This is a genomic window from Pseudomonas sp. V88_4, from assembly GCF_029967985.1.
Taxonomy (GTDB): Bacteria; Pseudomonadota; Gammaproteobacteria; order Pseudomonadales; family Pseudomonadaceae; genus Aquipseudomonas; species Aquipseudomonas glycinae.
In genome coordinates this window covers 173,213-187,270 of the sequence record NZ_JASCAF010000034.1, presented here as the reverse complement: position 1 = coordinate 187,270, position 14,058 = coordinate 173,213, and the positions used below count along the sequence as shown (strand labels likewise).

The following is a 14,058-nucleotide window of genomic DNA, read 5'->3' as shown; positions in this document are numbered from 1 at the left end:
TTTGTGTTCAAGGCACAGCGATGCAGCAGGGGGGTTACAGCAGGTCGTCGAACAATGGCTCCGGCAGGCCTTTGACGCCGGGGTTGAGGGCGAACACGCCGCCGGCCAGGGAGTGGGGATCCTGGTCGTCGACGGGGCGGATCGAGGTCACGAACAAGGTGTCCATCCGGCTGCCACCGAAGGCGCACATGGTGGGTTTTTTCACCGGTACCGGCAGTGAGCGGTCAAGGCGACCTTCCGGCGTGAACCGGTGGATCAGGCCGACATCGTTGGCGCAGATCCAGTAGCAGCCATCGGCATCCACGGCAGCGCCGTCGGGACGGCCGTAAAAATGGTTCATGTCCACGAACACCCTGCGGTTGGAGGGTGTGCCTGTCTCGGTGTCGTAATCGAAAGCCCAGATCAGTTGCACGCTCGGGTGCGAGTCCGACAGGTACATGGTTTTGCCGTCCGGGCTGAAGCCCAGACCATTGGGCACGATGAAGCCATCAAGCTGTGCCTCTATCACGCCTGTTTGCCCGGCAGCGTAACGATAGAGCCGGCCCTCGGGCAGATTCAGGCCCATGTTCAGCACCATGCTGCCGGCCCAGAACCGGCCCTGACGGTCGCAGCGGCCGTCGTTCAGGCGCATGTCCTGGCGACTGTGTTCCACGGTCGCGAGCAGGTCGCTGTCAAGGCTGCCATCGCTGTGGGGGCGCAGTTGAAAGAACCCGCTCTCCATGCCGGCCACCCAGCCGCCCCGGCTGTGTCGGGCGAGGCAGGCGAGCATCTCGGGAGCCTTCCAGGCGTGAACATGGCCAGTGTCGGCATCCCAGCGTTGCAGGCCACCGTTGGGGATATCGACCCAGTACAAGGCGTTTTCCTGCGGCACCCACACCGGGTTTTCACCCACCGCGTTGCGGGCGTCGACGATCAATTCGGCTTGCATACTCATTCCCTTGGTTTTGTTGGAGAGGTGAAACGCGCCGGTCAATCGCCGAACGGGCCCGCCGCGACAAAGGCCCCGCCCTGATAGATCCGCGCCGGGTCATCGCTGGCGGGCATCGGCTGCGCTTCGACCTTGTCGCGAAACACTTCGGAGGTGTCCTTGGCCTCGAAGCCGAGGTGGCTGGCGAAGCGGTTGTCCCACCACACATCCTTGTTGGCGGACATGCCATAAACCACGGTGTGGCCGACGTTGGGGGTGTACAGCGAACGCTCGAGCAATTGGGTGAGGTCGTCGAAGCTCAGCCAGGTGTGCATCATTCGGCGGTTCTGCGGTTCGGGAAATGACGAGCCGATGCGGATGCTGACGGTTTCGATGCCATAGCGATCGAAGTAGAAACTGGCCATGTCTTCGCCGTAGGACTTGGACAGACCGTAGTAGCCATCGGGGCGGCGAGCGGAGCTGGCGTCGAGATGCTCATTCTGTTTGTAGAAACCGATGACATGGTTGGAACTGGCGAAGATCACCCGTTTGACGCCATGCCGGCGTGCCGCTTCATAGATATGGAACACACCGCAGATATTGGCACCAAGGATTTCTTCGAAGGGGCGCTCCACTGAAACGCCACCGAAATGCAGGATCGCATCCACGCCTTCGACCAGTTGATGCACGGCGGTTTTGTCGGCGAGGTCGCAGAGCACGATTTCTTCCCGGTCATCGATGGCTGGGGCGAGGGCGGCGATGTCCGACAGGCGCAGCACGTTGGCGTAGGGGCGCAGACGTTCGCGCAAGACTTTGCCCAGGCCACCGGCGGCGCCGGTCAGCAGCAGGCGATTGAACGGAGTTGGGGCGGTGGAGGTGAACGTCATGGCAATCCCTTACACGTTGTTATTAGGTTTGTTGTAGGTTGTCGTATGACTGCGTTGAAGTATCGGTAGGGTTTCCGGAACTTGTCAACGCGACTTTCGGTGTAAATGACGGAAGGCGGATTCACCTTCCGCTCACGCCATGTTCGGGTTTACAGCAAGGAAATCGGGTAACTGATGAAGATCCGGTTCTCGTCGAATTCATTGGTGCTGAAGTCCCGGCGAATCGTCGCGTTGCGCCATTTGACGTTGAGGTTCTTCAGCGGGCCGCTCTGCACGGTGTAGGCCAGTTCCGATTCGCGACCCCATTCCTTGCCGTCGGTGGTGGTGCCGGTGTGCACGTTGTCGCCGCTGATGTAGCGGTTCATCAGCGTCAAGCCGGGGACGCCGAGGACGACGAAGTTGTAGTCGTGGCGAATCTGCCACGAGCGCTCCTTCGCGTTGTCGTAACTGGCGTTGTAGCTGTCGTTGGCCAGGGTGCCGCCGCTGGTGCCGTTGACACGCATCCAGGCATCGTCGCCGCTGAGCTTTTGCAAGCCGATGTAGAACGTGTTGCCGCCGTATCTGGCCGAAAGCATGGCGAACGCGGTTTTGTTGTCGAGGTCGCCGGCCTGGGCGCTGCCGTCCTCCTTGCCGGTGAAGAAACCGAGGTTGGCGCCGAGTGTCCAGTCGCCCAGTGGCTGGCTGTGGCTGAGGTTGAAATACTGCTGTTGGTAGATGTCGCTGAGTTCGGCGTACCACACACCGACAAGCGTGCGTTTGTCGTTGAAGGTGTATTCGCCGCCGCCGAAGTTGAAACGGTCGGAGGTGAAGGCGCCGCGGCCGTTCATCGACATGTCTTCCATGCTGGCATCGTTGCGCGGGCTGTTGCCCCGGAACTGACCACCGTAAAGGGTCAGGCCATTGATTTCGGTGGACGTGATCTGGCCGCCGCGAAACGTCTGGGGCAGGGAGCGGCCATCATCCGAGCGCAGAATGGGCAGCACCGGCATCCATTCACCCACCTTCAATTCGGTCTTCGACACCTTGGCCTTGAGCGCCACGCCCAAGCGCCCGAAATTGTCCGCCGGGCGCCCGTCATCGTGGATCGGTAGCAGTTGCGTACCGCCGGTGCCTTTGCCGCCATCGAGCTTCTGCGAATACATGCCCAGCACGTCCAGGCCAAACCCGACGGTGCCCTGAGTGAAACCGGATTTGGCGTCGAGGATGAAGTTCTGTGTCCACTCTTCAGCCTTGCCCTGCGGGTAGTTGGGGTTGACGAAGTTGCGATTGAAGTAGGCGTTGCGCAGGTTCAGCGTGGCTTTACTGTCTTCGATGAAGCCCTCGGCATCGGCGCTCATCGGCAAGAAGATAGCCAGACTGCTGCAACCGATCAGGCTCAGGGTGGAACGCGGGCGGGGGATAGAAAAACGGGACGTGCGGACGGAATTGCAGACGAGTGTGCTCACTGTGACGCTCCCTGTTTCATTTGTTGTTTTTATTATTTGTTATACGTCGTCGTACAACATGGTTGCGGATATTTGCGAGGTTTTCCGGAAATGTCAACAGGGCGTCGTACGATGACTTTGGGTGAGCGGGCAGCCCTCAAAGCGCTGTGAAGAGGGCTGCTTTCGGCACATTTACTGGTTGTAGAGCGCTTCAGTGTTATCGATCAGGGAATTTTTTTCGGTCAGCACGATCTGCGCGATCTGATCCTTGCGCATGAAGCTCACCTTCGGATGCGACTGGGCGTACCGGATGAAACGCTCCATGGCCTCGACCATCGCCGGAGTACCGCCGATGCGATCGTGCAGACTCACCGACATCATCCGCCGCTTGCTCGCGCCTTCGGCGTAGAGGCGATCGAATTCCAGCACCAGTTGCTGGTAGAACTGCTCGGCGGAGAAATGCCGGCCCTCGACCAGCACGATGTCGTTGTTGCGCAGGGTGTACGGCACCACGGCGAATTTACGCCCGCGAACCATGGTCACGAACGGCTCGTCACGGCTGACGTCGTCAATGTGGTAGGTGAAATTCAGATCCTGCAGCACCTTCAGCGTATTGGGGCTGCGGCGCAGCCAGTTGGCGTTGTAGCCGACCGAGCGCTGGCCGGCGATTTTTTCCACCGCAGCGACGCCATCACCGATGAACTGTTTTTCCTGGGCGTAGTTCATGTTGTACGAATCGGCCCAGCGCATGCCGTGGGCCGCCAGTTCATGGCCGCGTTCGGCGATGGCTTTGGCGAGTTCCGGGTGCTTGAGCGCCGCTTCGCCGACCACGTGGGAGGTGACTTTGATGCCGGTGCGATCCCACAGATCGAGCATGCGCCACAGGCCTTCCTTGTAGCCGTAATCGAACCAGGTCTGCGCCGGCAGGTCCGGATAACCTTTTGGCAGCGGTGTGCCGGAGAACGGACTTTCGGCGCCCTCGGGCTGACCGCCGGTTTCGAATTGCATCGACACCGAAATCACCAGTTGCGAGCCATCCGGCCACGGGCGTTCCTGGGCGAAGGCGAGGGCGGGCAGCATCAGCGCGGCGGCCAGCAGGTTTTTCAGCAGACGCGGGGAGCGTTGCCAGCGGGGAGTGGTCATATCGGGCACCTTGCAGGTTGAGAAGTGCTGCAAGGTTGGCATCCGCTACGCTTGGGAAAAATCCGCTGCGGGCGAGATGACCTTTAAACAATATTTACGAATCCACTCCGGATCCGGGGGAGCAGAATCCCACAGGGATATGGGTTTGGCTGCAGTTTTGCGGCACACTCAAGCCATCACCGCACAAGGCCTTTCAATGGATCAATACGCCCCGCGCAACTGGCAGCCGCACGAGAAGCCCAGTCTGCCCGGTTCCCCCTCGACGCCGCTGCATTCCAACCCCAAGCGCCTGGCTTATGCGCTGGTGGGCGTGCTTGTCGCGGTGACCGGTGGTCTGGGCAATGCGCTGGTGGTCGCCAACCTGCCTTACCTGCAAGGCGCGCTCGGGGCGACCACGGCGGAGATGGCCTGGCTGCCGGCGGCGTATGTGATGACCAACGTGTCGATGAACCTGCTGCTGGTGAAGTTTCGCCAGCAGTTCGGCCTGCGGGCGTTCACCGAGGTGTTTCTGGTGCTGTATGCGCTGGTGACCTTCGGCCATCTGTTCGTCAACGACCTGAATTCTGCGATCGCGGTGCGTGCAGCCCACGGCATGGTCGGCGCGGCGCTCAGTTCACTGGGCCTGTATTACATGGTGCAGGCGTTCCCGGCCAAATGGCGGATGAAGGCGCTGGTGTTGGGCCTCGGCACCTCACAGCTGGCCTTGCCGCTGGCGCGATTGTTTTCCGAAGACCTGTTGCAGATCGCCGAATGGCGCGGCCTGTACCTGTTTGAATTGGGCATGGCACTGCTGTCGCTGGGCTGCGTCTTGTTGCTCAAACTGCCGCCAGGTGACCGCTTCAAGACCTTCGAACCCCTTGATTTCCTCACCTTCGCGATCCTCGCCAGCGGCGTGGCTTTGCTGTGCGCCGTGTTGTCCCTGGGCCGGATCGACTGGTGGCTGGAGGCCGACTGGATCGGTATCGCCCTGGCCGCGTCGATTGCCCTGATTCTCGCGGGGCTGGCCATCGAACATAACCGCAGCAACCCGATGCTGATGACCCGCTGGCTCGGCAGCGGGGTGATGATCCGTCTGGCGTTGGCAGTGATCCTGATTCGCATGGTGACCTCGGAGCAATCCACCGGCGCCGTGGGCTTCATGCAAAACCTGAACATGAGCAGCCAGCAGCTTCATAGCCTGTATGTGGTGATGCTGATCGGCAGCGTCGCCGGGCTGCTGACCAGTGCGCTGACCATCGACCCGAAACACCTGCTGATGCCGCTGATCGTTTCGCTGGCGTTGATGGCCAGCGGCTCGATCATGGACAGCTCATCGAACAACCTGACCCGCCCCGGCAATCTGTATTTCAGCCAGTTCCTGCTGGCGTTCGGCAGTACCTTCTTCCTCGGCCCGACCATGGTGCTGGGCACGCGCAACGTGCTGACCAATCCGCGCAACCTTGTGAGTTTTTCGGTGTTGTTCGGGATCTGCAACAACCTCGGCGGCCTGATCGGCGCGGCGTTGCTGGGGACGTTCCAGATCGTGCGCGAGAAGTTCCATTCCAGTCACATCGTCGAGCAACTGGTGATGTCCGATCCCAGGGTCGCCGCCCGGGTTCAGAGCGGCGGTTCAGCAGTCGGCTCCGTGATTGCCGACCCGAGCCTGCGCAATCTGCAAGGCATTCGCAGCCTGGCCAACGCCGCCACCCGCGAAGCGAACGTGCTGGCTTACAACGATGTGTTCATGCTGATCGCGGTGATCGCGATCCTGACCATGATCTGGATTTCCATCCGTGCGCTGTGGCTGATCAGCACCACCCGAGCCGTCGCCCCGACATCTTCCGTACCTTCCAGCGGTGCCACCTCTTCATGACCGAACCGACCACCACAACCACCAATGCCATCGCCGCCACCCCTGAAGGCGTGGCGCCGCCGTCATCACCGAACACCGAGCCGCGCTCGTTGCGGGTGCGGATCATCTCGTCGCTGGGGTTTGCCGCGATTGCCATCGTCGGCGTGTTGATCGTGCTTTACGCCTGGCAGTTGCCGCCGTTCAGCAGCGCAGTTGAGACCACCGAAAACGCCTTGGTGCGCGGTCAGGTGACAATCATCGGCCCGCAGCTCAGCGGCTACGTGTTTGAAGTGCCGGTACAGGACTTCCAGTTTGTGAAGGAAGGGGATTTGCTGGTGCGTCTTGATGACCGCATTTATCAGCAACGCCTCGACCAGTCGCTGGCGCAACTGGCGGTGCAGAAGGCTTCGCTGGCCAACGTGGTGCAGCAGCGCAACAGCGCCGAAGCCACGATCAAACTGCGGCAGGCGGTGGTGGCCGACAGCGAAGCGCAGTTACGTAAAAGCGAGGCGGATCTGCGTCGCAACAAGGCGCTGGTCAATGACGGTTCGGTGTCCAAGCGTGAGATGGACGTGGCGCTGGCTGCCAATGCGCAAAGCATTGCGGCGGTGGCGCAGGCCAAAGCCAATCTGGAAATCGCCCGACAGGATCTGCAAACGGTGATCGTCAATCGCGGTTCGCTGGAGGCGGCGGTGGCCAGTGCGGAGGCGGCGGTGCAGCTGGCACGGATCGACTTGTCCAACACCCGGATCATCGCCCCGCGCGACGGTCAGCTCGGGCAGATCGGCGTGCGCCTCGGCGCCTACGTCAACTCCGGGGCGCAGTTGATGGCGCTGGTGCCGAACCAGAAATGGGTAATCGCCAACCTCAAGGAAACCCAGATGGACAACGTGCGCGTCGGGCAACCGGCGAGCTTTACCGTCGATGCCTTGAACCACCGTAAATTCACCGGCCACGTTCAGCACATCTCGCCGGGCACCGGTTCCGAATTCGCGTTGTTGCAGGCCGACAACGCCACCGGCAACTTCGTGAAGATCGCCCAGCGGGTGCCGGTGCGCATCACCATCGATCCGGATCAGCAGGAGAGCGAGCGCTTGCGGCCGGGGATGTCGGTGGTGGTCAGCATTGATACTGCCGCCGGTGATACACAACCTCACTGATCAACATATCAATTTGTGGGAGCCTTCAGGCAGCGATCATCGGCGGCAGGGTGCCGAGCACGGACACCGCCGCCACGGCGCCGATGCCCAGCAGCCATTCGAGCATGACGCTGCGCTTGAGGGTGTCGATCCGCTGTTCGCAATCGTTGATCCGCAGGCGATTGAACAGCGCGAGTGCAAGCATGCCGGACACCAGCAGCGCCTTGATCAACAGGATCAGGGCGAATCCCGAGAACAGCGGTGTCGGCCACCACTGGCCGGTGAGCACGCGCACGTTGATCAACCCGGTGATCAGCAAGCCGGCGACCAGCCCGTAACCGAGCCCGCTGAATCGCCGCAGGATTTCGCGAATGTTTTTGTCAGGTTGGCGCAGGATCATCACCAGCATCAGCAACCCGCCAAGCCAGGCGCCGACGCACGTCAGGTGAATGACCTGATTGAGGATCAGCATCTGCCCGCTGAAACCATCGAGCATCGCGCCGTGACCGACCGGTGCCAGCGTCATCAGCAACAGTGCGCTCAGGCCCAGCCGCAATGGCCGGTTTGAACGCCAAGGCGTAAACAGCAAGGCCAGCAACAAGGCGTTGATCAACAGATGCCAGCGCCAGACCTGACCGAAAAACGTGTGCCCCAGCACTAGCTCGACGGTGGCCGGATCAAACGCCGCAGCCGCCGAACCGGCCATGCTGGCAGTAATCAACAACGCCCAGATGGCGCCGCTGAACAGAGCAATTGCCGCCAGCCAGCGCACCATCCGCGCCAAGTGCCGATCCAGCAACGGCGCTTCACCCTTGAGCAGCAGCGGCCGGAACAGCCAGGCCCCGAACAGCATCAACACCACGATGAAATGCAGGAACCGGCACAGCACCAGCGCTTCGCTCATGAATTACTGGCCAACCTTGAACTGATAGGCGCCTTCGCTCTTGTGCGTGTCGACCGACACCGCATGCCATTCGACCTTGTATTCGCCAGCGTTCAGCGGTGCTTCGGGGGTGACGATCAGGGTTTTCTTGTCACCTTCGGTGGTCAGCGGTTTGACCGCCACAGGCTTGCCATCACGGGTCACGGTAACTTTGGTGAAGCTGGCTTCGACGCCTTCGGAAAACACCAGACGCAGATCTGCCGATGCCGCGACGGTGCTGTCGGCGGCCGGAGTCTGGCTTTTCAGATGGGCATGGGCGAACGCCTGGGAAGTGACGATCAGCGAGGCCAGCAGCGCGCCAGCGGTGAGCAGGTTTTTCAGCTTCATGGGAAATCCCTTTTCAGTGAGTGACGGTCGACAGTATAGGGCGTGCCATGCACGTTACCTTGAGTGAGGTCAGGTCGGCGGGGCGATCCTAAACCAGAAAAAAGCCCAGGTGTGTGAAGAATCGTTCGCGGCTGTCGCCCCATGCCCAGAGCGGATGCTAGTCTTCAACAACGTTGTCTTCAGGGAGCCCTCATGGGCAATCACAAGATCGAAATCCGCCGCACCAACGTCGACAAGATCCTGCTGGCGGCGGAAAAAGTCTTCGCCGAAAAAGGTTTCGGCGGCACCGCCATGGCGGACATCGCCGCTGAAGTGCAGCTGCCGCGTTCCAACCTGCATTACTACTTCTCGACCAAGAGCGAGCTGTACAGCGCGGTGCTGTTCGACCTGCTGGAAGTGTGGAAGCAGGACGCGCTGTGCTTCGAAATGTTTGACGATCCGCGCGTGGTGCTCAGCAGCTACATCCGCGCCAAGATGAACCACTCGCGCAGCCGGCCTTACGGCTCGAAAGTCTGGGCCAACGAAATCATCCACGGCGCGCCAACCCTCGGCGAGGCGCTGGATGTGAGCCTGTATGACTGGGCCAAGATGAAAGAGGCGAAGATCCGCCAGTGGGTCGAGGACAAGCGGATTCTGCCGGTGGAGCCGTCGAGCCTGCTGTACATGATCTGGGCGTCGACGCAGCACTATGCGGACTTTGATCATCAGGTGAATATTCTGAATGAGCATCAGCCGCTGTCGGACATGCAGTTCGAGCGGGCGGTGCAGACGGTGACGAGTGTGATTTTGCGGGGGATCGGATTAGAACCTTGAAAGTCAAAAGCTGGCCCTCACCCCAGCCCTCTCCCGGAGGGAGAGGGGGCCTACCGAGGTGTCTTGCGAGCTACATCGACCTGCAAGACCGGGTCGATTATGGATTCAAAGCGCAGCTCTAGCAGCTTCGGTTATGGATTCAACGCAAGACTTTCACGTCGGTGTAATTCATCAATATCCCCCAATCAGTCCCCTCTCCCTCGGGGAGAGGGTTAGGCGGGCGGCGTTCCGATGAGGGGACTTCTGGATCAGCAGGCAATCTAAACAGCAACGTGATACGGATTCCTCGGATCATGATTCCAGTCCAGAAACGGCTTGCCCGTCTCCATCGGCACCATCTCGATGCAATCCGCCACCGGACAAGTGATCTGGCACAGATTGCACCCCACACACTCATCATCGATCACTTCATATTTATGGGTGCCATCGGCCTGCTTGAGGCTGCTGATCGCCTGGTGTGACGTGTCTTCGCAGGCAATGTGGCAACGCCCGCAACCGATGCACGCCTCCTGATCAATCTTCGCAATCACCTGATAGTTGATGTCCAGGTACTTCCAGTCGGTCGTATTGCCGACCGCGCGCCCGGAAAACTCGGCAATGCTGGCGTAACCCTGACTGTCCATCCACCGCGACAAGCCGTCCTTCATCTCCTCGACAATCCGAAAACCGTGGAGCATCGCCGCCGTACACACCTGCACCGCACCGCTGCCCAAAGCTATGAACTCCGCCGCATCGCGCCAGCTGCCAATGCCGCCAATGCCGCAGATCGGCAGGCCCTGGGTCTGTGGATCACGGGCGATTTCCGCGACCATGTTCAGCGCGATCGGCTTCACTGCCGAGCCGCAATAACCGCCGTGGGTGCTTTTGCTGCCGACGGTGGGCAGGGCGACCATGTGTTCGAGGTCGACGCTGGTGATCGAGTTGATGGTGTTGATCAGCGACACCGCATCGGCGCCGCCACGGTGTGCAGCGCGGGCGGCGACGCGGATATCGGTGATGTTCGGTGTGAGTTTGACGATCACCGGCAGCGAGCAATAGGTCTTGCACCAGCGCGTAACCTGCTCGACATACTCCGGTACCTGACCAACCGCCGCGCCCATGCCGCGTTCCGGCATGCCGTGGGGGCAGCCGAAATTCAGTTCGATGCCATCGGCGCCGGTGGCTTCCACCAGCGGCAGGATGTGTTTCCACGACTCTTCGACGCACGGCACCATCAGCGACACGATCAGCGCGCGATCCGGCCAGTCCTTTTTCACCTGAGTGATTTCCCGCAGGTTGATTTCCAGCGAGCGGTCGGTGATCAGTTCGATGTTGTTGATGCCCAGCACTTCGCGGTTGGCGCCGTAATGCGCCGAATAACGCGACGACACGTTGACCGCCGCCGGGTCTTCACCCAGGGTTTTCCAGACCACGCCACCCCAGCCGGCCTCGAAGGCGCGTACCACGTTGTAGGCCTTGTCGGTGGGCGGCGCGGAGGCCAGCCAGAACGGATTGGGGGCTTTGATACCGGCGAAGACAATCGAGAGATCGGCCATTTACGCAGCCTCCACGTTGAGCATCAGTTGAGCGTTGATCGCCTCGGCGGCGCGCTTGCCGTGTTGCACCGCTTGCACGGTCAGGTCCTGATCGAGGCTGGTGCAGTCACCGCCGGCATACACGCCGGGGATGCTGGTGCGCAGGTTTTCATCGACCTGGATGCGTTCGCCCTGACGCTTGAGTTCGCGGGCCAGCGGATCGGCGAGGGCGCTGCCGTCGAAGGCCTGGCCGATGGCCTTGAAGATCGCATCGGCGGCCAGTTCGAACGTCCCGCCAGTGGTTTGCAGGCGACCGTCCACCAGATGGGTGCGGGCGAAACGCATGCCGCGCACCTTGCCTTGCGCGTCGAGCAGCACTTCGTCCGGTTGCGCCCAGGTCAGCAGTCGCACCTGATTGGCCTTGGCGATGTCCTGTTCATGGCCGGTGGCGCCCATGTCTGCCGCGCCACGGCGATAGACCAGATTGACGTCGCGGGCGCCGAGGCGGGCCATTTGCACGGCCATGTCGATGGCGGTATTGCCGGCACCGAGGACGATGCAATGTTCGGCCAACGGCAGTTGCGACAGGTCATCGGCCTGGCGCAGTTCGCGGATGTAGTCGGTGGCAGCGAGCAGGCCGGGGGCGTCTTCGTGGGGCAGGCCGAGTTGCTTGCTGGCGTTCAGGCCGAGGCCGAGGAACACCGCGTCGAACTGTTGATGCAGTTCGCTGAGGGTCAGATTCTCACCGAGTTTCTGGCCGTGACGGATTTCGATGCCGCCGATCTGCAGGAGGAAATCCAGCTCCTTCTGCGCGTAGTCGTCGACCAGTTTGTACTTGGCGATTCCGTATTCGTTGAGCCCGCCAGCCTTCTCCCGCGCTTCGAAAATCACCACGTCATGCCCGTGCATGGCGCTGCGATGCGCGCAGGACAAACCCGCCGGACCGGCACCGACCACCGCGATGCGTTTGCCCGTCGCGGCGGCGCGCTGGAATGGATGTTCGGTGAAGTTCGCGTTATCCACGGCATAACGCTGCAGCAGGCCGATCAGCACCGGCGCGCATTCGTGGGCGTTGTTGCGCACGCAGGCTTGCTGGCAAAGGATCTCGGTCGGACAGACCCGGGCGCAACTGCCGCCGAGGATGTTCGCCGAGAGGATTTTCTGCGCCGCGCCGGGCACGTTGTCCTGATGGATATTGCGGATGAACGACGGAATGTCGATCTCGCTCGGGCATGCATTCACGCACGGCGCGTCGTAGCAATACAGGCAGCGCGAGGCTTCCAGATGCGCCTGGCGGTCGTTGAGCGGCGGTGCCAGATCGGTGAAATGGCCGGCGAGGGCGGCGGCACTTTCGTGCGGGTGCGGGAGATGGTTCAGGGTCTCGATCACGGTTTTTTGCCTCACGGTTAATTGAGGTTTTCTGCCTCTGTCGGGCAGTGGTTTTTTGTGGTGTCTGAACTGGCCTCATCGCTGGCAAGCCAGCTCCCACAGGGATCTATGGCGCGCATAAAAACCTGTGGGAGCGGGCTTGCCCGCGATGAGGCCGAAGGCCGCTTTCAGCGTTTCACAGCAGTAGGCTTGTGTTGCTCAGCCCGCTTGCTCAGCAAATCAAACACCGCCGGATACGCCGGCCGTTCGATATACCGGCCCGCCCCACGCTCGGCGCGCAGCTCTCCGTCGGCCCAGACCACACGGCCCTGGCTGACGGTATGGCTTGGCACACCGGTCACGGTCTTGCCTTCGAAGATGTTGAAGTCCACCTGCTGATGGTGGGTCTTGGCGGAGATGGTGCGGGTGCCTTGCGGGTCCCACAGCACCAGGTCGGCATCGGCGCCGACGCGGATCGCGCCCTTGCGCGGGTAGAGGTTGAAGATCTTTGCAGTGTTGGTGGAGGTGAGGGCGACGAAGTCCTGCATCGACAACCGCCCCGAATTCACCCCTTCATCCCACAACACCGCCATGCGGTCTTCGATGCCGGCGGTGCCGTTGGGGATCTTGCTGAAGTCGTCACGGCCGGCGGCTTTCTGCTCGGCGCAGAAGCAGCAGTGGTCGGTGGCGGTGGTGTGCAGGTTGCCGCTCTGCAAGCCATGCCACAGCGCATCCTGATGCCCGCGCGGACGGAACGGCGGGCTCATCACGTAACCGGCGGCGGTCTGCCAGTCCGGGTGCTGATAGACGCTGTCGTCCAGCAGCAGATGCCCGGCCAGCACTTCGCCGTAGACCGGTTGGCCCTTGCTGCGGGCATAGGTGATTTCGTCGAGGGCCTCTTTGGTCGAAACATGCACCAGGTACAGCGGCGTGCCGATGGTTTCTGCGATACGGATCGCCCGGCTCGCCGCTTCACCTTCGACCTGCGAGGGGCGTGACAGCGGATGCGCTTCCGGACCGGTGATGCCCTGGGCCATCAACTTGCGTTGCAGGTGATAAACCAGCTCACCGTTTTCCGCGTGCACGGTCGGCACCGCGCCGAGTTCCAGGCAGCGCTCGAAGCTCGCCACCAGCGTGTCGTCGGCGGCCATGATCGCGTTTTTGTAGGCCATGAAATGCTTGAAGCTGTTGATCCCGTGATGGCTGACCAGCTCGGCCATTTCCTCACGCACCTGCTCACTCCACCAAGTGATCGCGACGTGGAAGCCGTAGTCGGAGGCGGACTTTTCCGCCCAGCCGCGCCACTGGTGAAATGCTTCAAGCAGCGACTGCTGCGGATTGGGAATCACGAAATCGATGATTGACGTAGTGCCGCCGGCCAGGCCAGCAGCGGTGCCGCTGTAGAAGTCTTCGCTGGCCACGGTGCCCATGAACGGGAGTTGCATGTGGGTGTGCGGATCGATGCCGCCGGGCATCAGGTATTGACCGCTGCCGTCGAGCACTTCGGCGCCGGCGGGAATATCCAGGTTTTCACCAATGGCTTTGATCACGCCGTCAGCGCAATAGACATCGGCGCGGTAACTTTCATCATGGGTAACAACGGTGGCGCCACGGATCAACAAAGACATTCCGAGTTCCTCGCAGGCATGACCGACTTGTGCCGGTTCTAGTGTTTTATTGCTTGCAGCGCCAAGTGCGTAATCTTGTCAGCGCTGTCAGGAATAGACGCTAGTCGCAGTTCTGCAATTGATCAAGATTATTT

12 protein-coding genes are annotated in these 14,058 nt (G+C 61.3%); 3 read left to right on the top strand and 9 right to left on the bottom strand.

Annotated elements, in window-relative coordinates:
• Positions 1-34: 34 nt before the first annotated feature.
• The 4 genes from QLG12_RS12360 to QLG12_RS12345 form a co-directional block, all read right to left on the bottom strand.
• Entirely contained in the window at positions 35-928 is an 894-nt protein-coding gene (locus tag QLG12_RS12360; RefSeq protein ID WP_282474603.1) for an SMP-30/gluconolactonase/LRE family protein, read from the bottom strand.
• Positions 929-969: 41 nt separating this feature from the next.
• Complete coding sequence (locus QLG12_RS12355) at positions 970-1,794, bottom strand: NAD(P)-dependent oxidoreductase (RefSeq protein WP_197867601.1); 825 nt, start codon at positions 1,792-1,794, stop codon at positions 970-972.
• Between the two features lie 149 nt (positions 1,795-1,943).
• A complete protein-coding gene (locus QLG12_RS12350) occupies positions 1,944-3,239 on the bottom strand; it encodes an OprD family porin (protein ID WP_236195112.1) in 1,296 nt (431 codons plus the stop codon).
• 171 nt (positions 3,240-3,410) lie between these two features.
• Complete coding sequence (locus QLG12_RS12345; RefSeq protein WP_282474602.1) at positions 3,411-4,361, bottom strand: polysaccharide deacetylase family protein; 951 nt, start codon at positions 4,359-4,361, stop codon at positions 3,411-3,413.
• Positions 4,362-4,557: 196 nt separating this feature from the next.
• Here QLG12_RS12345 and QLG12_RS12340 point away from each other — a divergent pair, with 196 nt between their 5' ends.
• Both QLG12_RS12340 and QLG12_RS12335 read left to right on the top strand, forming a co-directional pair.
• A complete protein-coding gene (locus tag QLG12_RS12340; protein ID WP_282474601.1) occupies positions 4,558-6,213 on the top strand; it encodes an MFS transporter in 1,656 nt (551 codons plus the stop codon).
• A complete protein-coding gene (locus QLG12_RS12335; protein WP_064380532.1) occupies positions 6,210-7,352 on the top strand; it encodes an HlyD family secretion protein in 1,143 nt (380 codons plus the stop codon). Before QLG12_RS12340 ends, QLG12_RS12335 begins: the two co-directional genes overlap by 4 nt.
• Positions 7,353-7,377: 25 nt before the next feature.
• Here QLG12_RS12335 and copD read toward each other — a convergent pair whose 3' ends face one another.
• Positions 7,378-8,235, bottom strand: a complete 858-nt coding sequence (gene copD, locus QLG12_RS12330; protein WP_197867611.1) for a copper homeostasis membrane protein CopD — start codon at positions 8,233-8,235, stop codon at positions 7,378-7,380.
• A gap of 3 nt (positions 8,236-8,238) precedes the next feature.
• Entirely contained in the window at positions 8,239-8,601 is a 363-nt protein-coding gene (gene copC / locus QLG12_RS12325) for a copper homeostasis periplasmic binding protein CopC (protein WP_197867613.1), read from the bottom strand.
• Between the two features lie 192 nt (positions 8,602-8,793).
• Here copC and QLG12_RS12320 point away from each other — a divergent pair, with 192 nt between their 5' ends.
• Entirely contained in the window at positions 8,794-9,414 is a 621-nt protein-coding gene (locus tag QLG12_RS12320; protein ID WP_007952885.1) for a TetR/AcrR family transcriptional regulator, read from the top strand.
• Between the two features lie 260 nt (positions 9,415-9,674).
• On the opposite strand, the gene preA is transcribed toward QLG12_RS12320, so the two are convergent.
• The 3 genes from preA to hydA form a co-directional block, all read right to left on the bottom strand.
• Positions 9,675-10,949, bottom strand: coding sequence for an NAD-dependent dihydropyrimidine dehydrogenase subunit PreA (preA, locus tag QLG12_RS12315; RefSeq protein ID WP_236195108.1), 1,275 nt, complete (start codon positions 10,947-10,949; stop codon positions 9,675-9,677).
• Positions 10,950-12,317: an NAD(P)-dependent oxidoreductase gene (locus QLG12_RS12310; RefSeq protein WP_282474600.1), complete on the bottom strand. Its 1,368-nt coding sequence runs from the start codon at positions 12,315-12,317 to the stop codon at positions 10,950-10,952.
• Between the two features lie 167 nt (positions 12,318-12,484).
• Complete coding sequence (gene hydA / locus QLG12_RS12305) at positions 12,485-13,924, bottom strand: dihydropyrimidinase (protein WP_282474599.1); 1,440 nt, start codon at positions 13,922-13,924, stop codon at positions 12,485-12,487.
• Positions 13,925-14,058: the final 134 nt, after the last annotated feature.

What these genes read in the sequence shown, in the direction of transcription:
- QLG12_RS12360 (WP_282474603.1), bottom strand. Translation starts at nt 928, where the DNA reads ATGCAAGCCGAATTGATCGTCGACGCCCGCAACGCGGTGGGTGAAAAC.
- QLG12_RS12355 (WP_197867601.1), bottom strand. Translation starts at nt 1,794, where the DNA reads ATGACGTTCACCTCCACCGCCCCAACTCCGTTCAATCGCCTGCTGCTG.
- QLG12_RS12345 (WP_282474602.1), bottom strand. Translation starts at nt 4,361, where the DNA reads ATGACCACTCCCCGCTGGCAACGCTCCCCGCGTCTGCTGAAAAACCTG.
- QLG12_RS12340 (WP_282474601.1), top strand. Translation starts at nt 4,558, where the DNA reads ATGGATCAATACGCCCCGCGCAACTGGCAGCCGCACGAGAAGCCCAGT.
- QLG12_RS12335 (WP_064380532.1), top strand. Translation starts at nt 6,210, where the DNA reads ATGACCGAACCGACCACCACAACCACCAATGCCATCGCCGCCACCCCT.
- copD (WP_197867611.1), bottom strand. Translation starts at nt 8,235, where the DNA reads ATGAGCGAAGCGCTGGTGCTGTGCCGGTTCCTGCATTTCATCGTGGTG.
- copC (WP_197867613.1), bottom strand. Translation starts at nt 8,601, where the DNA reads ATGAAGCTGAAAAACCTGCTCACCGCTGGCGCGCTGCTGGCCTCGCTG.
- QLG12_RS12320 (WP_007952885.1), top strand. Translation starts at nt 8,794, where the DNA reads ATGGGCAATCACAAGATCGAAATCCGCCGCACCAACGTCGACAAGATC.
- preA (WP_236195108.1), bottom strand. Translation starts at nt 10,949, where the DNA reads ATGGCCGATCTCTCGATTGTCTTCGCCGGTATCAAAGCCCCCAATCCG.
- hydA (WP_282474599.1), bottom strand. Translation starts at nt 13,924, where the DNA reads ATGTCTTTGTTGATCCGTGGCGCCACCGTTGTTACCCATGATGAAAGT.